Source organism: Natronobacterium gregoryi SP2, from assembly GCF_000230715.2.
GTDB classification, from domain to species: Archaea; Halobacteriota; Halobacteria; order Halobacteriales; family Natrialbaceae; genus Natronobacterium; species Natronobacterium gregoryi.
On sequence record NC_019792.1, the window covers coordinates 3,429,518 to 3,453,148 of the forward strand.

33 protein-coding genes and 1 pseudogene are annotated in these 23,631 nt (G+C 60.8%); 20 read left to right on the forward strand and 14 right to left on the reverse strand.

The genetic code is table 11. The features are described from left to right. Nucleotides 1–2: 2 nt before the first annotated feature. The 3 genes from cas1b (at nt 3) to NATGR_RS16825 (ending at nt 2,257) form a co-directional block, all read left to right on the forward strand. Entirely contained in the window at nt 3–995 is a 993-nt protein-coding gene (cas1b, locus tag NATGR_RS16815; RefSeq protein WP_005576666.1) for a type I-B CRISPR-associated endonuclease Cas1b, read from the forward strand. Nucleotide 996: 1 nt separating this feature from the next. Further along, entirely contained in the window at nt 997–1,257 is a 261-nt protein-coding gene (cas2, locus tag NATGR_RS16820) for a CRISPR-associated endonuclease Cas2 (RefSeq protein ID WP_005576663.1), read from the forward strand. 115 nt (nt 1,258–1,372) lie between these two features. After that, nucleotides 1,373–2,257, forward strand: coding sequence for an IS1595 family transposase (locus tag NATGR_RS16825; RefSeq protein WP_015233839.1), 885 nt, complete (start codon nt 1,373–1,375; stop codon nt 2,255–2,257). A gap of 25 nt (nt 2,258–2,282) precedes the next feature. On the opposite strand, the pseudogene NATGR_RS16830 reads toward NATGR_RS16825, so the two are convergent. The 3 genes and pseudogenes from NATGR_RS16830 to NATGR_RS20335 all read right to left on the reverse strand — a co-directional run. Next, nucleotides 2,283–2,717 (reverse strand): annotated as a pseudogene (locus NATGR_RS16830) (IS5/IS1182 family transposase); the annotation flags it as partial. A gap of 211 nt (nt 2,718–2,928) precedes the next feature. Further along, on the reverse strand, nt 2,929–3,141 hold the full coding sequence (locus NATGR_RS16835) for a hypothetical protein (RefSeq protein ID WP_005576655.1): 213 nt from the start codon (nt 3,139–3,141) through the stop codon (nt 2,929–2,931). After that, nucleotides 3,134–3,484, reverse strand: coding sequence for a hypothetical protein (locus tag NATGR_RS20335; protein ID WP_005576653.1), 351 nt, complete (start codon nt 3,482–3,484; stop codon nt 3,134–3,136). Before NATGR_RS20335 ends, NATGR_RS16835 begins: the two co-directional genes overlap by 8 nt. Nucleotides 3,485–3,703: 219 nt before the next feature. Between NATGR_RS20335 and NATGR_RS16845 the strand changes: the two genes are divergently transcribed. Genes NATGR_RS16845 through NATGR_RS16865 form a run of 5 tightly spaced genes read left to right on the forward strand, consistent with a single transcriptional unit; the run spans nt 3,704 to nt 5,596 of the window. Beyond that, nucleotides 3,704–4,102, forward strand: a complete 399-nt coding sequence (locus NATGR_RS16845) for a hypothetical protein (RefSeq protein WP_005576651.1) — start codon at nt 3,704–3,706, stop codon at nt 4,100–4,102. 2 nt (nt 4,103–4,104) lie between these two features. Continuing rightward, a complete protein-coding gene (locus NATGR_RS16850; protein ID WP_005576649.1) occupies nt 4,105–4,299 on the forward strand; it encodes a hypothetical protein in 195 nt (64 codons plus the stop codon). Continuing rightward, a complete protein-coding gene (locus NATGR_RS16855; protein WP_005576647.1) occupies nt 4,296–4,763 on the forward strand; it encodes a hypothetical protein in 468 nt (155 codons plus the stop codon). Before NATGR_RS16850 ends, NATGR_RS16855 begins: the two co-directional genes overlap by 4 nt. Further along, nucleotides 4,764–5,369: a hypothetical protein gene (locus NATGR_RS16860; RefSeq protein WP_005576645.1), complete on the forward strand. Its 606-nt coding sequence runs from the start codon at nt 4,764–4,766 to the stop codon at nt 5,367–5,369. Next, a complete protein-coding gene (locus NATGR_RS16865) occupies nt 5,369–5,596 on the forward strand; it encodes a hypothetical protein (RefSeq protein ID WP_005576644.1) in 228 nt (75 codons plus the stop codon). The genes NATGR_RS16860 and NATGR_RS16865 overlap by 1 nt, the downstream gene beginning before the upstream one ends. 308 nt (nt 5,597–5,904) lie before the next feature. On the opposite strand, the gene NATGR_RS16870 is transcribed toward NATGR_RS16865, so the two are convergent. After that, a complete protein-coding gene (locus NATGR_RS16870; protein WP_005576643.1) occupies nt 5,905–6,123 on the reverse strand; it encodes a hypothetical protein in 219 nt (72 codons plus the stop codon). Between the two features lie 299 nt (nt 6,124–6,422). Between NATGR_RS16870 and NATGR_RS16880 the strand changes: the two genes are divergently transcribed. The 10 genes from NATGR_RS16880 to NATGR_RS20030 all read left to right on the forward strand — a co-directional run bounded on the left by NATGR_RS16880 (nt 6,423) and on the right by NATGR_RS20030 (nt 12,413). Further along, nucleotides 6,423–6,632 (forward strand): hypothetical protein, encoded by a 210-nt coding sequence (locus NATGR_RS16880; protein WP_005576637.1) that lies wholly within the window; start codon nt 6,423–6,425, stop codon nt 6,630–6,632. A gap of 80 nt (nt 6,633–6,712) precedes the next feature. After that, nucleotides 6,713–7,798, forward strand: coding sequence for a Cdc6/Cdc18 family protein (locus NATGR_RS16885; protein WP_005576634.1), 1,086 nt, complete (start codon nt 6,713–6,715; stop codon nt 7,796–7,798). Between the two features lie 782 nt (nt 7,799–8,580). Continuing rightward, nucleotides 8,581–8,880, forward strand: a complete 300-nt coding sequence (locus NATGR_RS16895) for a hypothetical protein (RefSeq protein ID WP_005576630.1) — start codon at nt 8,581–8,583, stop codon at nt 8,878–8,880. Continuing rightward, a complete protein-coding gene (locus NATGR_RS16900) occupies nt 8,877–9,239 on the forward strand; it encodes a hypothetical protein (protein WP_005576627.1) in 363 nt (120 codons plus the stop codon). Before NATGR_RS16895 ends, NATGR_RS16900 begins: the two co-directional genes overlap by 4 nt. Beyond that, nucleotides 9,236–9,985, forward strand: a complete 750-nt coding sequence (locus NATGR_RS16905; protein ID WP_005576625.1) for a hypothetical protein — start codon at nt 9,236–9,238, stop codon at nt 9,983–9,985. The genes NATGR_RS16900 and NATGR_RS16905 overlap by 4 nt, the downstream gene beginning before the upstream one ends. Continuing rightward, entirely contained in the window at nt 9,985–10,131 is a 147-nt protein-coding gene (locus NATGR_RS19700; RefSeq protein WP_015233843.1) for a hypothetical protein, read from the forward strand. The genes NATGR_RS16905 and NATGR_RS19700 overlap by 1 nt, the downstream gene beginning before the upstream one ends. Next, nucleotides 10,124–11,017, forward strand: coding sequence for a hypothetical protein (locus tag NATGR_RS16910; RefSeq protein ID WP_005576623.1), 894 nt, complete (start codon nt 10,124–10,126; stop codon nt 11,015–11,017). The genes NATGR_RS19700 and NATGR_RS16910 overlap by 8 nt, the downstream gene beginning before the upstream one ends. Further along, a complete protein-coding gene (locus NATGR_RS16915; protein ID WP_015233844.1) occupies nt 11,017–11,697 on the forward strand; it encodes a hypothetical protein in 681 nt (226 codons plus the stop codon). Before NATGR_RS16910 ends, NATGR_RS16915 begins: the two co-directional genes overlap by 1 nt. A gap of 243 nt (nt 11,698–11,940) precedes the next feature. Then, complete coding sequence (locus NATGR_RS16920) at nt 11,941–12,252, forward strand: hypothetical protein (protein ID WP_005576621.1); 312 nt, start codon at nt 11,941–11,943, stop codon at nt 12,250–12,252. Further along, nucleotides 12,249–12,413, forward strand: a complete 165-nt coding sequence (locus NATGR_RS20030; RefSeq protein WP_005576620.1) for a hypothetical protein — start codon at nt 12,249–12,251, stop codon at nt 12,411–12,413. The genes NATGR_RS16920 and NATGR_RS20030 overlap by 4 nt, the downstream gene beginning before the upstream one ends. A gap of 23 nt (nt 12,414–12,436) precedes the next feature. On the opposite strand, the gene NATGR_RS16925 is transcribed toward NATGR_RS20030, so the two are convergent. The 4 genes from NATGR_RS16925 to NATGR_RS16935 all read right to left on the reverse strand — a co-directional run bounded on the left by NATGR_RS16925 (nt 12,437) and on the right by NATGR_RS16935 (nt 16,657). After that, complete coding sequence (locus tag NATGR_RS16925; protein WP_005576619.1) at nt 12,437–13,648, reverse strand: site-specific integrase; 1,212 nt, start codon at nt 13,646–13,648, stop codon at nt 12,437–12,439. A 330-nt stretch (nt 13,649–13,978) separates the two neighbouring features. After that, entirely contained in the window at nt 13,979–15,652 is a 1,674-nt protein-coding gene (locus NATGR_RS16930; RefSeq protein ID WP_005576618.1) for a hypothetical protein, read from the reverse strand. Beyond that, nucleotides 15,642–15,779 carry a hypothetical protein gene (locus tag NATGR_RS19705; protein ID WP_005576617.1) on the reverse strand — a complete coding sequence of 46 codons (138 nt, stop codon included), beginning with the start codon at nt 15,777–15,779 and terminating at the stop codon, nt 15,642–15,644. Before NATGR_RS19705 ends, NATGR_RS16930 begins: the two co-directional genes overlap by 11 nt. 419 nt (nt 15,780–16,198) lie before the next feature. Further along, nucleotides 16,199–16,657, reverse strand: a complete 459-nt coding sequence (locus NATGR_RS16935) for a universal stress protein (RefSeq protein ID WP_005576616.1) — start codon at nt 16,655–16,657, stop codon at nt 16,199–16,201. A 307-nt stretch (nt 16,658–16,964) separates the two neighbouring features. Here NATGR_RS16935 and NATGR_RS16940 point away from each other — a divergent pair, with 307 nt between their 5' ends. Further along, complete coding sequence (locus NATGR_RS16940) at nt 16,965–17,249, forward strand: HalOD1 output domain-containing protein (RefSeq protein WP_005576615.1); 285 nt, start codon at nt 16,965–16,967, stop codon at nt 17,247–17,249. 128 nt (nt 17,250–17,377) lie between these two features. Here the strand turns inward: NATGR_RS16940 and NATGR_RS16945 are convergent, their stop codons facing one another. Genes NATGR_RS16945 through NATGR_RS16955 form a run of 3 tightly spaced genes read right to left on the reverse strand, consistent with a single transcriptional unit; the run spans nt 17,378 to nt 19,281 of the window. After that, the gene (locus NATGR_RS16945) at nt 17,378–17,782 is read right to left on the reverse strand and encodes an acyl-CoA thioesterase (protein ID WP_049887876.1); all 405 of its coding nucleotides are present in this window, start codon (nt 17,780–17,782) and stop codon (nt 17,378–17,380) included. A gap of 53 nt (nt 17,783–17,835) precedes the next feature. Continuing rightward, nucleotides 17,836–18,588 (reverse strand): ribonuclease H-like domain-containing protein, encoded by a 753-nt coding sequence (locus NATGR_RS16950; protein WP_005576613.1) that lies wholly within the window; start codon nt 18,586–18,588, stop codon nt 17,836–17,838. A gap of 48 nt (nt 18,589–18,636) precedes the next feature. Continuing rightward, a complete protein-coding gene (locus NATGR_RS16955; RefSeq protein WP_005576612.1) occupies nt 18,637–19,281 on the reverse strand; it encodes a DUF7504 family protein in 645 nt (214 codons plus the stop codon). Between the two features lie 188 nt (nt 19,282–19,469). Between NATGR_RS16955 and NATGR_RS16960 the strand changes: the two genes are divergently transcribed. Further along, complete coding sequence (locus NATGR_RS16960) at nt 19,470–20,216, forward strand: DUF7547 family protein (protein WP_005576611.1); 747 nt, start codon at nt 19,470–19,472, stop codon at nt 20,214–20,216. Here NATGR_RS16960 and NATGR_RS16965 read toward each other — a convergent pair. The 3 genes from NATGR_RS16965 to NATGR_RS16975 form a co-directional block, all read right to left on the reverse strand. Continuing rightward, the gene (locus NATGR_RS16965) at nt 20,213–20,590 is read right to left on the reverse strand and encodes a hypothetical protein (protein WP_005576610.1); all 378 of its coding nucleotides are present in this window, start codon (nt 20,588–20,590) and stop codon (nt 20,213–20,215) included. The two genes, NATGR_RS16960 and NATGR_RS16965, sit on opposite strands and share 4 nt — an antisense overlap. After that, entirely contained in the window at nt 20,587–21,747 is a 1,161-nt protein-coding gene (locus tag NATGR_RS16970) for a thiolase family protein (RefSeq protein ID WP_005576609.1), read from the reverse strand. The genes NATGR_RS16965 and NATGR_RS16970 overlap by 4 nt, the downstream gene beginning before the upstream one ends. A gap of 376 nt (nt 21,748–22,123) precedes the next feature. Next, nucleotides 22,124–23,605, reverse strand: coding sequence for a replication factor C large subunit (locus NATGR_RS16975; RefSeq protein WP_005576608.1), 1,482 nt, complete (start codon nt 23,603–23,605; stop codon nt 22,124–22,126). Nucleotides 23,606–23,631: the final 26 nt, after the last annotated feature.

Sequence of the window (23,631 nt, forward strand, 5' to 3'; positions counted from 1 at the left end):
CCATGGACAAAAACTACCACGTGTTTTCGGACGGCCGCATCGAACGCACTGATGACACAGTCAGAGTCGTCACCGACGACGGCGAGAAGAAATACGTCCCTATCGAAAACGCGAACGCGTTCTTTCTACACGGGCAGATTGATTTCAATACCAGATTGATGTCGTTTCTGAACGACCAAGGTGTCGCGTTGCATGTCTTCGGATGGGAAGACTACTACGCCGGATCGGTCATGCCCGAGCGGGGGCAGACCTCGGGCCGAACGGTCGTCTCGCAGGTCCGGGCCTACGATGACACCGCCCACAGACGGCGGTTGGCAGCAGCGATCGTTTTAGGAGGCATTCATAACATGCGGACGAATCTCGTCTACTACGACGGTCGTGGGTACGACCTCGAGAGGCACATTTCTGAACTTGAGCAGGTCGCCGATCGTGTTGCTGAGGATGTCCCAATCGACGAACTTCTCGGTATCGAAGCGACGGCACGGAAAGAATACTACCAGGCGTTCAACAAAATTCTCCCCTCCGAATTTCAACTGACGCGACGCGAGTACAATCCGCCTCCGAACGAAGTAAATAGCCTGATCTCATTCGGAAATTCGCTCGTCTATGCGAATTGTGTCTCTGCAATCCGAGCGACAGCCCTAGATCCAACAATCAGTTATTTACACGAACCAGGGGAGCGTCGCTACTCGCTATCCCTCGATCTCGCCGACCTGTTCAAACCCGTACTAGCTGACCGCGTTCTATTTCGGCTCGTTAATCGTAATCAGATTACGAAAGATGATTTCGAAACGGATCTCGGCTCATGTCTGTTAAACGAGACCGGCCGGCAGATGTACACGAAGGCATTCGAAGAGACGCTAGAGCGAACTGTCGAGCATCCATCGTTGAACCGAAAGGTTAGTTATCAGTATTTGATGCGTCTCGAGGCGTACAAACTGAAAAAACATCTGTTGACCGGCGAATCCTACGACTCGTTCAAACGGTGGTGGTGAGATGTACGTGATCATGGTTTACGACCTGCAAGCCGATCGAACGCACAAGGCGCTCAAACTCGGTCGCCGCTACCTGACACACGTACAGAACTCCGTATTCGAAGGTGAAATCTCAGAGGGAGACCTCGAAACACTTCGGAACGAAGTCGACGATTTGCTCGAACCTGATGAGTCGGTTATCATTTATGAGCTCTCATCCAATACATTACTTAACCGAACAGTATTCGGTGAGGACCCGACCGAAGGTAATCGGTTCTTATAAGAATCCCATATTGAGATAGTACGTTCGTTCTTCTGTAGGAGATTGTTGATACTGCTCAGCTGTCGCTGTAGAATCGAAGAGAGCAAGGACACCGCGTCAGCGGTGTCCGTTAGGCATGATCCCGCTAGATATGTTTGGGTCGGAATCGGTCGCAGCGGACCTGTTAGAGCAGGTTCGCTGGCGTAACGGTGTTACTTGCCCTCGCTGCCGTTCTGACCTGACGGTCAAGAACGGCAGCTATGGGCACTTTCAGCGCTATCTCTGTAAGAATTGCGACCGCACGTTCAACGACAAGACCGGCACAATCTTCGCCCATTCGAAAGTCGCACTCAGAAAGTGGCTGTTCTCGATTTACGCGTTTCTCCGGTTTAACACGAGTCTTCGCCAACTTCAGCTAGAGATCGACGTCCAGTACAAAACGATCTACCAGCGCGTCGAGCGCTTCACGAAGTCGCTCGACGCGCCATCGCTCAACCTCGTTGGTCCCGTCGAAATCGACGAAGTCTACGTTTCTGCAGGGCTGAAAGGCCGCGAGCGCGACCAAGAGTCGCGCTCGCGTGGTCTGTCCACGCGTGGGCGAGGAACGTACGACCAGGACAAACCGCCGGTGTTCACGGTCGTCGATCGTAGCACCGGCGATCGATACGTGATTCCAGCGAAATCAGCCGACGAATCGACGATTCGGCTCCTTCTCGCAAACCGCGAGAAGGAGCCACTAACCGTCTACACTGATGGATTTCGAGCCTACGATCCGTTGACCGAGGACGACGCATTCGACCGCGAATACGTCGTCCACGGCGACGGCGAATACGCCGACGAAGACGTTCACGTCAATACCTGCGAGAGCCACGGATCGCTGCTGCGACCGTGGCTCTCGCCTCATCGAGGCATCTCAAAGGATAAACTCACACAGTATCTCCGAGCGTTCCAACTCCGACGAAAACTACTGCGAAAACCAGGGAGAGAAGCGCTCAAACACGCTGTCAAAGCAACGCTGTGAAATCAACAAAGTGCTACACAAGAGCGATATCAGTTAATGTCGTCACTTTCAGCGTCTGTACGGTGTTTCCTGACCGCTGGCGGAAGTACGATGAAGAACGGCGGCGATCAAAGAACGTGCTGTCGAGAGCGGCGTGGCCAGACTGCGGGTGTTGCTGCGCTGAAATGCGCAGCAACGCCCGCCACACCCACATTTTCAGCCGGTCGAACGATTTGTAGATCGTGCTGTAGTCAGGGAGATTCTCTCGATCGAGACCAAGTACGTCACGAACCTCGCTCATATACTTCAGCCGATTCGGCGTTTCACGGTAGCTATGGCCCTCTTCGAGCCGAAAACAGTGGAGGACGACATGGACCCAGCGGGCGAACCCGCCGCTGGCGGGCTCGCCCGCGTGCTTCCCCAACGCTTGTTTAGCTAGGTCACGACACTGCTCAACGAAGTCGAGGATATCGATTTCCATAGGCAGAGTCGAATTCCTCGGCTTCATCCTTCTAAGCTAGTGATATCGGCGGATTAGATCGCTATTCAACAGAGCATCCTGTTCAGTTCACGAATGGCTTCTAAGAGATCTTCGTCGGGTATCCGGTTCAAAGACTCGTCACCTCCACTCTGCTCGGTGTGCTTGAATTCGGTACTCACTCGGAATCTGGGAACCAGCGGTAGCCTGAGCGCTACTCATCGGGATCTCCTTGCATCTGTTCGACTTCGTTCTGGAGTGCCCGCTCAAGCGACCGGCAGTTGTCGACCATCTCGGTGACGGTCTCGTGCTTCGCTTCGTCGAGCCCCGCAGCAGGGATCTGCTGCAGTGCAGCCAGTGCATCACGGGCCTTCGAGAGAGACTGTTCACGAACCTCGAGATCCGAGAGTGGCTGCCGCTCACTCATCGGAATCACCGAGGTACTCTTCCATTTCATGAGTGGTTTCATAGAACTCCATTGCGTCTCCCCACTCTGCTTCGAGGTGGTTTGCTGCCTCGTGCATCGTTTTCTTCCACTCTTCGATCGTTTCTTGATCGGGATCACTGTCCTCGCAGACTCCCTCGATCGCGAGCTCGTACGCCTCGTCGAAGTGCTCCTCGAGGAACTCGATATCCTTCCGGAGGTGCTTTCGAATTCGATTTCGGACGATAGACTCAGTCTTGTATCGGTAGTTATCTGATACGTCAGCTTCGCCGCTGATGATCTCCTTTTCTCGGTCGGTCAGCAGTGCACGACCCTCCTCGCTCATTACCTGTACTGTTTCGCTCGTAGTCATAAATTACCTCATGTCGTAATCTTACGCCCTTGCGTAAGTGTATTACGCTAAAGAGTATGTACTCCTAAGGGTGTATACGCTATAGAGTAATAATTAAGTGGCTGGCGAATAGAGTTGTAACTGAGCACGGGACGCCTCGGAAAATCTGAGGCCGGTGTTGCAGCACCGACCCCGTGCTGGTGCAACCAGCGTATGAGCGTACAACGCCCAACCGATGAAACGGTTACGACTGGCGGACAGGCACAGATCGACGACGTCGTCCTCGAGCGACGCAGCTGGAACTACGCGTACATCGGCGAAGACGCAAAGGGACGGCATCACCACCTCGACCGGAAGCGCGAGCGCGTGGTCGTCACGAAGTCGCGTGCCGATCGCGACGACGACGGCGCGGTGCCGGTCTTTGCCCTCGAGGGGCCGATCCTCCACGTCGAGGATGTCAGCGAGCACGACCAGGCCGACGGCACGACCGACGGCGTCGTGATCTGGATCGGGTTCATCGGCGCGGAGTGTGGCGACGACGAGAGTGGCTGGGCGCACCGGCCTGTCTCGGCCGCGGACAAGATCACGGACGCACTCGAGGAGGTGTTCTGACGATGTCGATCCAGCCGGCCACAACCCGCGGTGATCGACCCGAAAGGTGGTCCGAGGACCGCATCCAGCGCGACCTAGAGAACCGTGAGGAAGCCGAGGCGGTCGCCGGCCCCGAAGGCCCCGCACAGACGGCGGCGACGACACGCACGAACAGCACGTCAACCAACAACCACAGCCAGCAGACAACGAACCCATGACCGACGACACCGACATCCAGCCCGGCGACGTAGCGCTTGATCGAACCCAGGGACGCCCCGTCCACGTCCTCGAAGACACCGAACAGACGGCTCTCGAATGGAGTAACGAGAACGGCTACGACCTGCTCGAGAACTACGGGAACGAACGCTGCGGGACGACCGCAAGCGACCGCGTCTTCGAGGTCGCCTACTGCTCGAGCATCCAGTCTGAACCCTCGAAGACCTACGCCATGCCGGAGAGTCGGCTTGATCGCGTCGAAACCGAGAAGGCTGACGACGGCCGCCAGGTCTACGACCGGATCGTCGTCGACGTCCTCGAGCAGCTGTTCCAGCGCGCCGGCCAGGATGACGAAGGCGCGGTGAACGTCCTCGAACAGTACGCGACCGATGTCGGGATCGACGCTGAAGCCGTCGACGAAGCGCGCGAGCTTGCCGAGGCCGCGCAGTTCGGAGGTGACGCGTAGATGTCCGTCGAGGCTGAGGACTCCGACGTCGCCGGCGCACTCGAGGGGGAGACCATCGACGGGACGGTGCTGCCGCGGTCGTTCCTCGTCGAGGGATCCGGTCCGGTCACCGCCGTTCGCGATCACGGCGACGTCGTCGAGCGGACTGACGGCGAGGTTTCACTCTCGCGCCGACTCAAGACGCTCGACGGCTTCGCGACGTTCTGGTCGGTCCGCGACCTACGACACTGGAAGCGCAACGCGATCCGTGAGGTCCTCGAGGACTACGAAGGCGACGACGTCCGGTACGTAATCAGTGACGAGCAACTCGAGGAGTGGGATGTGCAGGTCGACGGCCGGGCGGATGCGTTTGTCGGCGTCGCCGAGACGATCGTCAACAGTGAGGTCGACGACGAGTTCGATGCGCCGAATCAGCATTTCTCTGGTTACGTCGCCAATCCCTCTGGTCGGACCGTCGACGAGATGACGCTCGACCTCGCGAAGGACCTCAAGACGTCTCCCCTCTGGGGGCCCGGCGCGCGGCTCGCTGAAGTGGTCGTCCGCCACGCTGAACGTGAGGACCTTGAGGGCTACGTCGAGGGGCTGCTCGAGGAGGTGTCCGGGTGATGCACACCCACCGATTCGAAGTGAATCTCGAGGTAGAGGGAGAGGTTCGCGATGTGCGGTTGGCAGAGGACTCCGATCAGGCCGCCGACTGGTCGAAACGGGATGTGGAGAGGGGGATCGCCCGAGGACTCACGGAAGAACTGTCTGCTGGTGAATCAGACTTCGACGTGACCGTGGTCACAACTCGGAAGGCGAACCGGGACGGGGAGGTCGGTGAGGATGGCTGACGAAGTCACGCTCGAGTGAACCGGGGTCGACAACCGTCGGCTTCGATGGACGTTCACCCCGGACACCTTTGGCGAGGAGGGCTGGCGGATCGAAGAAGAACGGACGCCGACTGGGTGGCACGAGGTCGGCCGGGAGCCGATCGGTGACGTCGAGATCGCTGGTCGACTGCTCGAGGCGTAGTACGGTAGATTGAGAAACAGACCTATTGCTCTCGGTTTCTTCGGTAGGATCCTTACAGTAGGGTGGTTCCCTACTGGAAGGCCTCACAAGGCGTTAGACTGTACGTGATGGGTGGCAAAAAGGTTTGCTACGGCTCACAGAAGATTTCACGGAGTTCCTGAAGCAGCTCTGGGTGGTGTGTTTCGAGGAATTCGACATCTTCGCGGAGCGCATCCTTTCGCTGGCGAATCAGTGATGCGGCTTGGTATCGATCCTGTTCGCTGTAATCGTCGGCTTCAGCGAGTTTTTTGCGATCGGTGGTTGTCGTCAGTGCGCGGCTGCCTGTGACTTCTGGAATATCGCTCATACCGAGCCGTATGTTCTCCAGACGGATCAAGTTATTCCATGCGATAACGTTAATCTATGGCATAACCTTTATGGGGATAGGGCGTATAGGTATAGTTGAGGCCGGAAGGCCTCACAAGGCAATGTCCGACGAAAAGCTCGACCGGGCGTTGAAGATCACAAAACTGGTCTTCTTCGCCCTTTCGACGGTCGCAGTGTTGAAGAACATCCTCGGGTTGTGACGACCCGGGGACCCCCGAGAGGGGGTTCGGGCGTCGGACAAAAGCGATACCTGGACGGTCAACGTCCGGGTAACCAGCCATGCAATCGCAATACGAACGCGTCTTACGACGCACGGGCGAGCTCGCACTAATCGCCCTGGTAGTGTTAGTGCTTGGCGGCCTCGAGTGGCTCCAGGCCCAACATGAGGCCGGTGCGACGATCACAGTTGCAGTAGTCGTCGTAGTCGCAGCAATTGGCGCGTACTACAACGCCTCGGACCTCTGGGAACACTACCGGGGAGCGAACTAACCCCGTTCTGAAGACCTTCCATTGCTATTTCGAAACGACCCGCGGTACCTCTTTTATGACACCCATCGTAACAGTCACGTATGATTCAAGATCGGTGGGTCTTCGACGACGAGTACCACGCCGACATTGTCCACCGAGACAGTGAACTCGAGTCGCTGTCACGGCTGCTCGAGCCCGCAACACGAGGGCAGCGCGCGGAAGACGCGTTGATCTACGGGCCCAGCGGTGTCGGGAAGACCGCGACCACGCGCTGGCTGCTGCGTGACCTCCACCATCGGGCGTACATCCAGTCGGTCGCGATCGAGTGCTCGAACCAGACCTCCCACAGCATCATCCACGAAGTCGTCGCAAAACATCCGAACAGCGGTATCGTCCACAAAAACCAGTCTCGGGACGACCTCCTTGAGACGTTCGACGAGGTCGTCGACGCGCCGTGTATCGTGATCCTCGACGAGGCCGACATCATCCCCGACCTGGATGTCCTCGACGACCTGTTGTCGATCGAGTTGGCGTCGGTGATCGCGATCACGCACCAGCAAGTTGAGTGGCTCGCTCGCCTGGACGACGATGTCGAACCCCACTTTCCAGCGAACAACCAGATCGAGTTCCGGAAGTACAACGAAGCGGAGCTCGTCGACATCCTCGACCCCCGCGTCGAGCGTGGTCTGGTCGGCAACCCAATTCAGGACAACCAGTTGGAATGGATCGCCGACGATTGTGACGGGGAGGCCCGCTGGGCGATCAAGACTGTGCTCGCCGCTGCGGAACTCGCCGTTGATCGCGGGCACGACTACTTCCACGATCGGGATGTTCAGGACGGGTTCGAGCGCGCGAAGCACAAGATCCGGAAGGCGAACCTGCAGTCGCTGCCGGTGACCTACCTGCGGCTATACGAACTGGTCCGAGCGATCGGCCCCGTCTCGGGCGAGGAGATGAAAGCCGCCTACGAGGCGCACAAGAAGGAGATATTCGACGGCCGCGGGCGCGGCCCCGTCAGCTGGCGTCGCGCGTGGGACTACCTGAGCAAGATGGCCGACTACGACCTGCTCGAGATGCCTGGTGAAACGAACTCGAAGGTGTATCAGGTCGTCGATAAAGAGTTAGAAGCGCCTGTCGAGTTCGATCCTGCAGCGTCAGTAACGAAAGAGAAGGATCTGCAGCATTAGCGAGAGAGGTGGTGAAGGGGAGCTATTCGTCGTCAAATTCGTCTGGCTTGAGACCGGTGGGAGTCTTGTGGCTGCACCGCGGACAGGTGGCGCGCCACATTTGACCGGAGTACTGCCAGACGTACCCGCATTCCTCGCATTCCACTTCGGTAGTCTCGTTATCCGAGTCTGCCATTACGCTCATCATAGCTACCACCACTACCACCAAGAATGTAAGCATTCTGGTTGGCGCGCATGTTAACACTCCTGCCACCACTACCACCAGTTTTATTTAGAGCGATATGGTAGTAGTGGTAGAGGTAGCAGAAAGAATGACACACGCCTCGGCTGACGAGAACCCGTCGAAGAAGGTCGAATGCGACAATTGTGGGTACGATTGGCACTACTCGGGAGACCTTCCTAACACGACTTGCCCGAGCTGCCAGCGGAAGACGTCAACAACGAGTTCGGAGGAATAGCTACTCGATCAATTTAGTGAGCCGGGTGTCACCAGCACCCGACTCCAGAAACACCAAAACGCATGTCGATCGACACCACCCAACGTTATTGTTATCCTACGGCTACAGCGCTGAATATAGGCGCTAACCACAGGATACTCGTCGGTAGCTGTTTCGAAATAGGCGGGTCACTTTTAGTGCGTTTTGGGCCGTACCGTAGAACCAACCACTCGCATCCACGACCGGGGCGCAGACAGCTTGGAACCCTGGATGCACCCCGGCTGGTCGCGGGCCACAGACAGAGACCACGCGGGAGGGGATCGCCTCCCGCACTGAACTGTAGCCATGACAACAGACAGAGACCACGACGAAAACCCTGACGAATCGGCTGAAACTGAAACCGACTTCGAAGCTGCTGCCGGCGCGGTCGATCGCATCCCCGACGACACGATCAACGGGATCGCCAAGCTCGTCGACCGACTGACCACCTCCCAGAAATTCGACGACGCCGAAGCCCGCGCAAACCACCCCGAGCCGCTCGAGGCACGCCCGACGCTCGGCGGCCACCGGTTGCGCGTCGACGGCGACCAGGACGGGGAGTGGCTCACAACGAACTACGCCGTCCCAGCGGGTGATGCGCGATGACGACGGATCTTCTCACCCGCGAAGAGATGCATGCTCGCGTCGATGCCCTGTTCGACACCTACGAGGAATGCAATGACGACGAGCCGATCGCCCTAGTTGGTGATGTCGTCGGCGATCTCGACGTCAGTGCACCCAACGAGAAACGAGGGTACTACACAATTGATCCGATTGTCGGGTTCGCCGACTTCTCGTTCGACGGCGGCTGCTACCCGCTCGGCGAGGCCGTCCGGACCAAGGGTCAGCGTGGCCTCACGGGCACAGTCATCGTCGGAAAAGACGACCTCAGTGAGACCGTTACCGCAGCCCTCGATGGTGACGAAGAGGCGATCGCGGAACTAACGGGAGGTGCCGACCGATGATCGACGGCACGCTCGCGTTCCTCGACGAGCCGGCGGACGAGCCGCTCGAGAACTACCACGACACCCACCGCGCGCTGCACGTCGAGTCGGCCGTCAGCTATCTCGACGACGAGCTCACCGTCCAGCGCGGAACCGTCGCCGGACGGGTGCCAAAAGAGGAGGAGATCGTCTCGATGAACGGTCACGAGATCGAGGTCGACCGCGAGACACGCACTCGGACCGTCCCCTCCGACTGGATCGCTGATGTCTCTGGTGGCGGCTGGGTCGTTGCCGAACGCACGCACACGCCTCGCGAACAGGACGAATACCTCGACATCGACTGGCCGTTCACGGAGTTCGTCAAGCGGACTGGCATCGATATCGATCACGTCGGGTTTTCACCTGCGCAGTTCGTCCGCAACCAGCGTGACGCTGACCGCGACTACACGATCGAGATGGCCTCCCGCGAGTACAACGGCGACGATGTCTCGATCGAGTGGGGCCAGGGTGCGCTCAAGAAGGACGCGATCAAGTCCGACGTCGGCGTCGCACTGACGACGCTCTGGAACGGCGAGTTCGTCCGCCTCGTCGTCTACGGATCGGGCTACTTCGCGATCTGGGAACCCGAAGAAATGCAGATCGAGGAGTTCGCGCGCTTCGTCGACGAAGAGATCGTCCCGATCGCCCACGTCCTCGAGGACGAAACCGAAGGGGGGGAAGACGAGAGTGAGCAGGATACCCTCGAGAGAGCGGAGGTCGGTGCGTGATGACGTCCCGGTACGACGTCGTCGGAGCGATCGAGAGATCGGTCGCCGAATCCATGGGCCGTATCGGTGGCGATGCCATCCTCGTCGACGACGGCGGTGATGAGCTGCTAATTGCACGACCCACGGAGGACAGTGACGATGAGTAGAGGGTGTGGCTACTGCGATCAACCAGGCCACGACGTCAACCACTGCCCGGAGCGCCTCGAGGAGTACCACGGCCGCCCCGTCGACAACTACGACGATGGGAACGGCGAAGACATCCGATGCTGGGTTCAGGACATCGACGAGGACTGGCACGCTTCGATGTACTTCGAGGACAGCAGGCACGTCGCAGCCTGCGGCGAGATCCTCGACACACCAGTCGCCGACCTTACCGAGGATGCACGACGCTACCGAGACAACGTCACGATCTGTCCCGACTGCGAGACCGCCCTCAAGGACGACAACGAACCCCCGATCACCGAGGACGGCCGCGAGTTCGAACGCGCAAGCGAACTCGTAACCGACGGCGGATACAACCCTGAAGACCTCGTCGTCCTTGAGTGCAAGTCCTGCGACTACGAAGAGGTAGTCGCGTACGGCGCACGCACGGCAACGAGCTGTCCTGGGTGCCAAGGCAATCTCGAGATCGACTCGACGAGAACCGCACACAATTGCCCCGGGACGAGCAACATCAACCACGTCATCGTCGAGTCCGGGGAGATGTGTCCGTTCTGCGAGGACGTCCAACAACGAGCCGCTACCGACGGCGGCCTCAAAGAGGTCTTCCGCCGTGAGGAGATCGTCGCGACCGACGACGGCGTCGCAATCGGCGAGGACGCGATCCCGGACGGCGGTGGGTCGGGGTCACGCTCCTGGACCGGTCCCGGTGAGGTCCACGACTCCGAGGGAATGCGCTGTCACGACTGCGGCTGTGTACATGACGACTGGACGAAAGACAGCCATCACACCGTCGACGACGGCCACAACGCGGAGATAATCGAGCGCCTAAAGTGTGGCTGCTGCGGCGCGATCACGGAGGTACCTCGCTGATGACTGACAGCGCCGATCTCCGCCGACTCGCCGATGTCGTCGACCACGTCGACGACGTCACACCAGTCGACGTCGACGGGGCGCAAGTGCTCTCGGGCGGTGGCGAAGACCTCCGCGCAAAGCTGACGATCGCCGTGGCAGCTGACGCCGACCTCGAGGTTTCCGACGTCGACAGTCAGGAGACCACCGGCGAAGACACTGAGGAACTGGAGTGCGATGTCGCCGGCTGCGACTTCACGAGCAAGTCCGAGCGAGGACTCGCGATCCACAAGGGCCGCGTCCATGCCAATGACGAGGACGAAGACGAGAACGGCACCTCCACCGAGGCCGACACCGAATATAGCGAGTCTGTGTCAGAGGCACGCACCAGCGGCCTCGAGGAGGACGCTGAGGACGGCGCGCCGGTCGACGACGCCGGCGACGACGTCCAAGATGAGTCTACCGATGCCGAGGAGATTTCCGTCGACGCCGTGGATCGCGACGGCGACGGGGGTGACGACGTCGCCCTTCCAGCGGGGGTAACAGAGGATGACGTCAAGGCAGCCGTCGACGAACACGAAACAGTCGGCGACGTCGGCGAAGCGATCGGAGTCACGCGCGGGCGGGCCCGCACAATCACGTCTGTCCTCGGACTGTACGGCGAACTGAAAGACCTCCCGGCAGGTGGTCGCCATGCCTGAAGACGGTACTGAGCGTGTCCGACTCTGCCCAACCTGTGACTCTGAGTCTGTCGACCACTGCCCGGAAGACCCCAAAGGAAAGAAGCGGTGTGGTGAATGTGGGGCCAGATTCCACGGGGCGAAGGTCCGCTATGTACACACAGGAACTGGCCGCGGTCAGGCCGACCCGCGAGTTGTCGGTTTGCTCGTCCTAGTCGTCGGGATCGTGTTGACGATCGGGATGGCTGCCGGGGTGATCATTCCATGAGCGCCCTCGATCGAGACATCGAGTCTACATCGCCACCGCGGTACGAAGACCTCGAGGTCAGCGACCATGCACAGGTCCGCTGGACCGAACGATCCTCGAGGCCCCGGCTCAACCCGGCCGTCGCCTGGCTCGAGGCGGTCCCGATCGACTATCCCCGCATGTCGCCGCCGGCCCAGCACGCCCGTCTCCACGAAGTCTCGGAGATTATCCTACTGGCCGACGGCCACGCGACGCTTGTGACCTGCATCCGCCTGGAGGACCGTCCCGAAGACGAACAGCAGTACATCCGCTCTCAACTGAATCTATGAGTACGACAGGACACACCCCTAACGCCGACGACGATCCCGATCCCTGGGAAGAGCTTGCCGAACACGAGGACACCCTCGAGATGCTGATCGAAGAAGACGTCGCGATGGCAGAGGACGCCGAGATCCTACTCGACGAACTCGAAGAGAGGAGGTACCGATGACGGAAACTATCGCACCCAGTGGTTCATCGATCGAGCAGCGAGCTTCGGACTTCGGGGTCGTCGAGGACGTCGGCGAGCTCGAGGACCTGCTTGGCCTTCTCCGGTGGGAGGTCGGCGAGCGACTCGGCTTCCCGATCGTCGGCCTCGTCGAGTTCGACAGCGGCCTTCGGGTCCATCGCCTGGCCACACCAGACACACAGCGGTTCGCTCCGGGGCGTCTCTCGACCACAACGGGTACACTCGAGCGGGGCGATCGGATCGTGCTCGTCTTCTTCGACGTCGACGCCGTGGGCGCGGGCGATCTCGAGGTCCGAGTCCTCGCTGAAGACCGAGATGTACCGGGCGGCGACGCGGCTGCCACGGACCCAGCCGTGATGCTCTTCGATGTGGGCCTGGTTGAGGTTCCTCGAGGCGAGGTAGGCAGCGCTGGACTTGCGGAAGTTCGTCAGCGTGACGGGCTTGTCGATGTCGGCGCGATCGGCGGCTTCGTCGAAGACGTTCGAGACCATCCGGTCGCTGATGGGTTCGGCCTTCGTGATCTTGCTCCAGAGCGGTGCGTCGGGATCGTCACGATCGGGATGGGCGTCGAGCCAGCGGTTGACGTACGGGACCGACGGGATCAGCAGGATCGTCCGTCGACCCTGTTTGCCTTCGACGGTGACCTGCAGGCCGTGGTCGTGGTCTTGGATGTCGCCGACGGTGAGGTCTTTGAACTCACCCCCACGGAGGCCGGCGTCGAACTGCATCGTGATCATGGCCGCGTCGCGCGCGTTGAAACACTCGTCGGCCATGGGTTCGACGTGTTCGTCCCACTTGAGCATCTGCCGGGGGTCGGGACTCGGGTCGTAGTTGCTCGATGTTCCGGTCGGAACCCAGTCGACACTGTCGGGGCACTCGCCACCCTCAGTGACGCGCTTCGCGAAGACGCGGATGGCCGACCGGTAGTCCCGGTTGGTCTCCTCGTTGTCGTAGTTGCGGTTGATCCAGGCGACGATCGACTCGGCGGCGTCGCGGTTCTCGAGGGCGGCTGCGAGGGTGCCGTCCTCGAGATTTTCGGCCATGATAGTGCAGTGACGCAGCAGTTTCAGGTGTCGGTAGTCGCTGTACTCCTGGGCGAGGAGATCGAGCTTGTCGCTGAACTCGAGCAGGAAGTCGCGATCGTTGTCGCCGACGTCCTCACCGGCCCCGATGCGCTCCCGGAGGTTCTCAATCTGGTTGCGCGGATCGTGTCCCATGAACCGCTAGAATTTCCTGAGTTTCATAAAGTTATGGCTTTGAACCTTGAGTTTCCAGCCCTGCCCTGGCTTTGGTCCGTCGTTTCGTAGCCGCCGCTAGTGTTTTTCGATAGACTCGAGCCACAGTCTACCCCACTGTCCGAACTCGATACGGTTTGCTGTCAGTCAGTTCCGGCGTGACCGCGCTCCTGCGGTCGCGCCGGGAAATCGGGACAGCAGTCCGTATGAGTGTCGAACCCCAGTTCGGGAGTCGGTCGGCGGTGCGCCGGTAGCCTCGATCGAAGAATCGATCACCTGGACACGAGTTGCCGCACGCGTCCAGCCGATGAGTTACTCGTCTCGGTCGTCGTCTTGGTGCTCGGATTCGAACGCGACATCTTGCCCGGGTTCGATCGCGATGCGATCGATCTCGTCGCCGTCCTCGTCGTAGATGACGAGGTAGTACGCGACATCCGGAGCGTCTGGAGCCGGTTCGGTATCGATCTCGTCGCCGTCCTCGTCGACAGCTTCTGCGTCGTCGAGATCCTCGAGGTCAGTCCCGGCGATGAAGTCGTATACTTCGGCGGTATCGTAGAGGATGGCCGCGTCTTCGGACTCCGAACTGGAGTGGGCGTTCACGAAGATGTTCCGGACGACGTCTGTCTGGTCCGGCGTGACGACTTTCGTGTGCCACCACAGTTCGTCGTCGACGGTGACCGGGATCGGCTCGACGGCCATTGCGTCGCCACCTGGCCCCCAGTCAGTTCGGGTGTCGGTACCGCGAGCAATGCCCATTGCTCGCTCGGGTCCGCGTAGTGACTCGCGGCCGCTGCTGTAGTAGTTGAACTCACCCGTTTCGGCGTCAGTGAACCACACTTCGTCGAGACCGCGCGTGCTGTCTCCGTGTGGTTCCATCGCCATCACGTAACTCATTTGCTCGTCCTCGAGGTCGATAACGAACGGCTGGTGGTTACCGACCTCGGAGGGCATCGACGCTGGTTCGACGACTCCTTCGAAGGAGCCGACGATCGAGAGTTGGTTGATAATGCCGTTCCGGTAGCGAAGCGAGTCCATCCTCGCCTCGGTGACGTCGAGCGGATAGAGCCGTTGTCCGGTGAGTACCTCGGATTCCTGGGCCTGTTCGGGACTGAGGTGATCGATCGTGCCATCCTGATGGACCAGTGCAACGCCATCCCAGACGGGAACCGTGTGCGGAATCGGCGAGAGCTGCCACTCGTGACCGGTTTTCGGATAGGCCATATACGCCTCGCCATCGTGGACGAACTCGATCGGCTCGTCGTTGTACTGGCTCCAGTAGTCGGTTTGCTTGAGGTTCCAGTCGGCACTCCGATACAGGAGCATGTTTTGGCCGTGCTCGAACTCGTGCTCGTCGTAGGCCTGCATGTCAGGCGACTCCATGGTCGTCATATCCGTCAGGAAGACGCCGCGCTGGTGGCCGGAGAGTCGCACGCGGAACGGATCGGGCTCTACGGGATACGACCACGCTAACCGGCCGTCGTCCATCCTCGCGATATCCGACTCACCGAGTTGATGCTGGCGGTAAGAGACACTCCCGCGTGTCTGCACGTCAGAGACCGCTTGCGGCGTGATTCGAGCGTTTTCCTCGTTCACTTCGGGAAAGTCGTCGGCGATCTCGGCTTCGGCCATCGTCTCCTGTGCGAGTGTGCGCTCTTCGACGACCGCCGCCGGAACGCCGTATGCCGCACCGACGACGAGTAATACGATGGCCGCGGTCGTCAGAACCGAGAACTTCGCTGTGGAAGACGGCTGATCTGACTCGAGCGGCGGCGAAAAGAACAAGAACGCGGCGACGAGAAGCACTCCACCACCGAAAATTAACAGAGCAGGACTGTGAACGATACGGTAGAGCAGCGGGTGAAAGAGCGGGCGGAGAAACCAGACGACGGCGACGAGAACTGCGACTGCGAGTAGTCGTACCGAGAGAGACTGAATTGTTCTGTCTGCGTTTCCTTCGTCGTTCGTTGATTCGTTGTCAGTTGTCATCTTCGAGCTCGTCTACTCCGGCTTCGATAACTTCCGTGTAGGCTGCGTCGACGTCGAGATCGTTCGCGTCAGCATACTCTTTGACGCGCCCATTTAACTGGTGCGTGATGTCGACGTTCGGCCGCATATCGTCACGGCGGACGGTCTATCCCTTCGGTTTATAGCCATTGTGGCCAACGAGCCAGTGAACAGGCAGGCGGCAACGAGAAAACAGACTGTTGTGTCGTGTGGCGTCGAGTCGGCCTGCGCTCGAGGACGGTCACGCACGTCCGACCCTCGAGCGTGTCCACGGGATCACGCTCGAGACTGGTGATACCGACGCCGCAGTCGCTACCGCGTTTCGGTGTGCCAGCGTGGTGGCGGCCGTCGGCTGTCGCCGACCGGTCTCGAACGGTGTACTGTCATCCGGTTTGTTGTCCGTCAGTTCCGGCGTGACCGCTCTCCTGCGGTCGCGCCGGCAAATCGGGACAGCAGTCCGTAGCAGTCGTTTCGAGTGCGACTGCGCCCCGGGGCGGTTGCACCGGAAAATCGGGGCAACAATTCGTATCAGGAGTCTGTCGCGTCGTGGGGGACGGAGACGACCGGGCAGTCGGCGTTCAACAGGAGTGATTGGCTGACGCTTCCGAACAGCGCCTGACCGAGTGCTCGCCGCTTCCGGCCGCTGACGACGATGTAGTCGGCGTCGTGTTCGGATGCGTACGCTCGGATGACCTCGCTCGGTTCGCCGATCAGCCCGACGGCTTCGTACTCCTCGAGGTCGTCGACCTGGTTTGCAGTACTGGTTGCGACCTCGGATGCCGCTTGCTGGACGTTCTCGACGATTTCGGGGACGGCTTCTTCGTGTTGTGATCGTAATGCGTCTGCGGAGACGTCGGTGAAATCGATGGTTGGGTCGCCGACGTGAACGACGTGTAACTTGACGTCGTATCGGTCGGCTAGTTCGGCGGCCTGCGTGACGACCGTCACTGCCCGGTCCGATTGGTCGACTGCTGCGACGACTGGCATACGCCTTGTATCTGACCGGTCGGTATTATACTGACGGCTGTCACAATCTATGCTGATCGGCTGTGTCGTTTCGTCGCCGGCCAGTGGCCACACGCTGCTGTCGGCAGTCACCTTTACAAGTGGTGCCTGAAGCTCGAAAGTTTCCGCCTGAAACGCTCTGATCGGAATAACTATCGTATAATTGTATGTTATTCGACCAGAATTAAATTCACTAGTGTCTGTTTTTGGCCACTATTCTACATATATGGTCATCAATACTGGGTTAGGGCCAGTGATTTTATATGTGGCCAGAAAAAGTCTCCGGTCGATGTTACCCTCAGTCGATCGTTCGGACGGCGACGAACTTCAGTCACTCAGTTTCGAGGTCATCGTTGCAGTCGCCGAACGAGAAGGGGTTGACCCGACCGACATCGAGCCGCCGGAGTACGACGCCCTCTACGAAGTCGTCAATCCAGAGGCACTCGACGCGCTGTTTGCAACACGAGAAAACGGAACGGCACGAACGAACGGACACGTCTCGTTCCCGTTCTGTGGCTATCACGTCGTCGTCACGGGCGAAGGAGAAGTCGAGGTGTCCGAACTCGACGACTGATACGGACCGTGTGTACGATTTGGTGTCAGTCACGTCCGACGCGACCGCAGGAGTGCTCGCGGTCGCGCCGGGACATCGGGACAGCATTCCGTACGAGTCTGTCCGCTCACTCGAGTGGCGACGACCGATCAGTTCCAGTTGCGCTCGATCCGTTCTCGCCACTCGGCCGGCAACGACTGGGAAGTTCCAGCCTCTCCGTCTCGAACGACTTGGACGGTCCGGGCAGTCGCCGCTTGCTCCCCGTCGGCACGAATCTCGTACTCGAGGGGCAGACTCGACTCGCCTAGCTCCGGGGCTCTGACTGCCACGGTCACGTCGTCGTCGGCCTCGATCGGGCGGGCGTAATCGATTTCCAGGTTCACCAGTACCGTTCCGACCTCGACCAGCGAGACGTCGAGTACGTCTCGGAAATACGCTTTACGAGCCTGCTCGAGGTAGGTAGCGTATGTCGCATTGTTGACGTGGCCCATAAAATCGATGTCCCGGAGTCGGACATCGACGTCGACCTCGGCTTCGTAGCCGTCATCTGTCATGGCGGGCAAGACGGAGTCGACGGCCGTATGGCTGTCGTTCTCGCGTTCCAGCGTCACTCTGGTTGCCGTGCGGCCTCGAAGACCGCCTCGTGGAGCCGATCCGCGACGACGTCCAGCAGCGGTTGCATGTTTTTCGTGTCCGCACGGTTGTACTCGACGAGCGTCTCCAGTGCACTCTCGTCGCCTCGTTCGTACTCGTGCCAGAGCCGAACGGCGTCACGGCCGCTGATGTCGGGGTGGTCGCGCTCGATGCCGACCTCTTGCTCGATCGCTTTCAGGCCGCCGTCCAGTCCGAGTTTCTTGCAAGGGTACAGCAGGTCGACGTGAGGGACCGAGATCTCGAGGTCGTAACAGGTTTCGAGAAACGGGACATCGAACCGCTGGCCGTTGAACGTGACCAGCAGCGCCGACTCCTCGAGTTCCCGCGAGAGGCGGTTTGCCGTGAGGTCACGCCCCTGAACGAACGTCTTGGTGTCACCGCCCCGGTGGAGGCTGACCGTCGTCACGTCGTTACAGGACGCGTCCAGCCCCGTCGTCTCGATGTCCAGAAAGCAGGTCTCCTGTCTGACGTTCTCGTAGAGCCGCCATCGACTCGAAGCCGGCAACCGTTCGGCGAACGGGGAGACATCGCCGTCGTCGAGGTGGGTCCAGCCGTCGTCGATGAAGGCGTCGATCCGGTCGGCGAGCGTGTCGCCGACAACGCTCCCGTCGAACTCCTCCCAGTGGGTGATCCCGTTCTCCCACAGGCGGCGTTCGGTCGTCTCGCCGACGCCGTGGACGGGGATGAAACTGTTTTCGATGCGCACAGCAGTGTGGGCGGGCGGAAACGACAAAAACACTTGGATCGACCGCGACTACAGTCGGAGCCAGTCGGTCTTTGTCTTCGCTCCTGGCGACCCGTCCCGGAGGTGCCATTGCTGTTCGTAGCTCCCGTCGCGCACTCGGAGCACGACGACGGCATCGAACAGCGGTTCGAGAAGAGAAAGCGTATCGTGGCCGTGCTCGCGGGGCAGGTGGTAGTGTCCCATGCCGCGTGCATCGTCGATCCGGGACGTAACTGTCTGCAGGAAGCGAAACACCTCTTGGGCGTCGTACACGTCGAGCAGTCGACCCAGGGGGTCCACACAGACGCGAAGCTCCGAGGGAGCAAACCCCCCGGCGACACCCTCGAACTCGTCGATTGCCGAGACGAGCTCGAGCGACAGTGGCTCCAGCGACGATCGATCTCCGGTCCCCGTCGAGAGGGTAAGCGTCATCGATCCGTCTTCGAGTCGCCGCGAGACCACACGGGTAGTCAGGTGCCGTTCGTCGTGGTCGGTGACGAACAACTGGTACCGTGGCTCCGATCCTCGAAGCCCACAGAGTCGGTGACAGACCGCGTCGTGACACTCTTCGTCGCCGCCGACGAGCAGAATGTTGCTCCCGTGTCGCTTGAGCGTCTCGAGAGTGCGTGCAAATGCCGCTCCTTCGATCCCCCGCATCCCGTGTTCACTCTCCATTCGAGATAGTACACAGTCGTTTCCGAAATAAATATTTCGGCCACCGCTCGTTTAAAAATTCGTGAGAGGCAATAGCACGGCCAGAAGTCGGTATACTCGAGTTCAGACCGGCTGCAGCTACCGTCGTCGCCGTGATGGGGCAACTGCCCGACCGTCCGGCTTTTCATACCGGCTCCCGTAGAGCCGGCATGGCCGACACCGACGAGGAGCTCGCCGAGGCCGTCCGCGAACTCAGACAGACCATCGACGAGCTTCGCCAGGAACTCGAGCCTGAGCGTTCGCGCAGGCGACCGCGACTTCGTCCGCCAACCCCACGAGAGGTGCTCGCGTTCACCGACGAAATCGCGCTTCCCGCAGCCCTCTCGGTCCTCGAAGCGAGCGTTCGCGCTCTCGAGACCTTCCAGCGAGGACTCCGACTCGTCAGAACCGAGCGAGAGGCCAGCGACCGGACGACCGAGGCGACGACTGCAGCGAGCGACCGTGCCGAACAGTTCCGAGAGACGACACTCTCGCGGCTCGACACCGTCCTCGAGGACCTCCAGCGGGCCGCTTCCGAGGGGGCACTCCCGGCCGACGAGGAAGCGCGGGACCTACTCACCGAGGCGCGTCGTCTTCGTGACGAGGTCGACGACCGACTCCAGGGTGATCGGGCCGGGTCCGGAGACGAGGCGAGCAACTGGCAGGGAACCGGGCCGGTCAGTATCGACGTCGAAGAGGGTGCGCCGCCAGAACCCGACTCGAGCGAAGACGAGGACGAGCCAGACCCCTCGATCGACGTGGAGGCCGAACTCGAGACGCTCAAAGATCAGTACGGGCCGGAAGAAAAGAGGGCCGACGACTCGCTGGCCGACCGAGCGGACGACGATTCCGAAGCGAACGACTCGTCAGAAGCGGATTCGAACGGTGAAGGCGGGGAGTCAGACGACGAAAATTAGACCGGTTCGAACCGGTAGCCGTCCCAGGACTGGCTGTCGGGCTCCCGAATGCCCGCGCCCGGTTCGCGAAGTTCTTCCTCGGAGACCGCCCGGACTCCGTCGCCAGTTTCGACATCGTCGGTCGTCAACTGGACGATTGCGCGGACGGTGTCGTCACCGTCGGCGAACGCATCGCTTACGTCGAACTCGACGATCGCAAGGTGGTTCGGCTCGCGCACGCCCGGTGGCGTCGCCGTCGACGTCGTCCACGTGACGACCTCGGCGGTGTACTCGCTGAGATCGATCGTCGCCACCGGCTCCGCGCCGCCGGGACCGCGCGGATGACCGGGGTAGCTGATCGTGCCATCCTCGTATCTGGTCGCTTCCATCGTCATTGTGTTGCCTCCATGATGGTGGTGATAACGCAGTTCCCGAACCCGCCGACGTTACAGCAGAGGCCGACCTCGGCCTCGACCTGTCGTGGACCAGCCTCGCCGACCAGTTGCTCGTAGATCTCGACTCCCTGTGCGACGCCGCTCGCGCCCAGTGGGTGGCCCTTCGATTTGAGCCCGCCGGAGGTGTTGATCGGCAGTTCGCCGGTGTCTCGCTCGGTGTACCCCTCCTCGACCAGTTTCCACGCCTCGCCCTGTTCGGCGAAGCCGAGTCCCTCCATCTGGAGAAACTCGAGGATGGTGAACATGTCGTGGAGTTCCGCGACGTCGACGTCGTCGGGGTCGCGGCCGCTCATCTCGTATGCGCCCTTTCCACTCTCGACGACACCCCCCATCACGGTCGGGTCCTCGCGTTCGTGGACGACGTGGGTGTCAGTCGCGCCGTCGATACCCGATATAATGGCGTAGTCGTCCGTATACTCCTGTGCCACCTCTTCGGGACAGAGCATCAGCGCGGCCGACCCGTCCGTGATCGGACAGAAGTCGTACAGTCGCAGCGGGTCCGCGACGATCGGTGACTCCAGCGCCGTCTCCTCGTCGATCTCCTTCTGGAACTGCGCGTTCGGGTTGTCGACGCCGTTTGCGTGGTTCTTGACTGCGACCTTTGCGAGACTCTCGCGGGGCGCGTCGAACTTCTCGAGGTAGTGCCGGGCGGTCAGGCCGGCGAACGACGGCAGCGTCACACCGGTCTTGTACTCCGCGGGATGAGTCAGTGACGCGATGACGTCCGTCGCCTCGCCCGTCGTGCGGTGAGTCATCTTCTCACCGCCGACCAGCAGCGTCATGTCGCTTGCCCCGCTGGCGACCGACTGCCAGGCGGCGTAGATCCCCGCACCGCCGCTGGAACTGGTCTGGTCGACCCGCTGGGTGTAGGCCGGGATCGCGTCCAGATCGTGAGCCAGCGCGTTCGGGATACCAGTCTGTCCTTCGAACTCACCGCTTGCCATGTTCGAGACGTACAGGTGCTCGACATCCGCTGCGTCGACATCTGCGTCCTCGAGACATTCGAGTCCGGCCTCCGCGAGGAGGTCGAGAACCCACTCTCCCTCGCGTTGCCCGAACTGGGTCATCGAGGCTCCGATAATTGCAACGCGTTCCATATCCTACGTGACTCGAGTCAGTGATTTATATGATGGGGTCGCGGATTCCCGTGGCCGATCGGTTCACGTGAGATGATTCCACACTTCATCAGACAGGAGGTACAGGTCCGCGATCGGCGCGCTACGGTCGACTGTCTCGCTCGAGCCGTTTCACAGGTGGTGAGGGATCAGTGCAGCCGAGTTGCAACGTGACCGTCAGGCGTCGCCACAGACCGTCTCGTAGTGTACTGTCCGTCAGTTCCGGAACAACCGCGACCCGAAGCCACACTGGGACGTCGGGATAGCAATCCGCTTCAGACGGTTTGTTGTAACGGTTTACTGGTACAACCGCAAGACGGGGCGCGGTTACACCGCCTCTGACTGACAGCAATCCGTATCAAAGGAAGTCGTTCAGTCCCGACTGGTCGTCGTCGGATTCGCGTTCGTCGGCTTCGGGCGGCGCGTTCGACGTCGCCTCCGTCTCGGCCGTCGATTCACTGTCGCCGCTCGAGGCGGCGACCGTCGGCTGGTCCTCGTCGTCGGTCGGTTCTTCCGCCTCGCTCTCGCTGTTGTCGAAGAAGGCAGAACCCGAGTGTTCGACCGCCGTCTCTTCCCGGCGGTCTTCGGCGTCTTCGACGATAGACTGGACCTTGTTGGTGTCTTTGCCGCTGCCGGTAACGAACGAAACCCCTGCTTCGTCGAGTTCGTAAGCGGCAGCCATCTGTACGGTGAGTTCGCGGTTCTTGCAGTGGTGGCTCATCGCCGAGAGAAACGGGAGGATCTCGCGGCGGGCGGTCGCGACGCTGGTTCCCTCACGCTCGGCGATCCGTTCGGCGATGGCGTCGCGGGTGTTTCGTTTCCCCTTGCTGCTGCCGAGTTTTCGCCAGTAACTGGGCGGCCCGTACCGCGTCCAGCCACCTTTCGGCTCCTGTCTGGCTGCGGCGACGCCAGCGGTCATGTTGTCGGTCGCGTACCGCCAGAACGAGTAGTCTTGGGTCGACCGCACGCGCCCGAGCCAGCGGTCGGCGTTCGAGAGGAACTCGTAGGCGTCTGCGAGCTCGTCACCCTCGTAGTCTTTCGGGACGTTGTCCTCGATCCAGTTCAGCAGGTCGTCGGGCGTCTCGTCGACGTCGTAGGAAGCCCGCAGCGCCCCCTCGGCGTCTTCCTCCTTGATGAGGGCATCGAGGTAGTCGAAGATCCCCTCGGTCGTGTCGCGCTCGCCGGTGACGGCGTCTGCGACCGTCAGGCGCTCGGCCTCTTCGGCGACCGCCTGAAGGTCGTTGACCGCCGAGCGCAGGTCACCGCTCGTCTCCTCGGCGATCTGTTTCAGGGCTTCCTCCTCGAACTCGATCCCCTCCCGGCGGCAGATGTCCCGCAGGACGGGAACGATCGACCGCTTCGAGACGTCGCGAAACTCGATCGCCTCGCAGGCGTTGCGAAGTGACTGGCTCATCTCGTAGAACTCGTTTGCCACGAGAACGACCGGCTGGTCGGCCTCCTTGACGACGCGAGTGACCTCCCTCGAGCCGCCGTAGTCGGCGTTGCCGTGGAAGTTATCCGCCTCGTCCAGGATGACGAGTCGCCGTCCGGCACCGCCGCCGGTGAGCGTGCCACTCTTGGCGGCTTCGCCGGCGACGCGCTCGATCACGTCCGCCCCGCGGCTGTCGCTGGCGTTGAGTTCCATCACGGGCCAGCCCATGTCGTTGGCCAGCGCGTGGGCGGCGGAGGTCTTCCCGATGCCGGGGCTGCCGTGGACGATCACCGCGTCTCGGTGCTCGTCCCAAGTGTCGGCCCACTCTTGCAGTTTATCTCGGGCCTTGTTGTTCCCGCGTACCTCCGACAGCGTCGTCGGCCGGTACTTCTCGGTCCAGTCACTCATTTTTGACCCCAGATTGATGTAAGCAT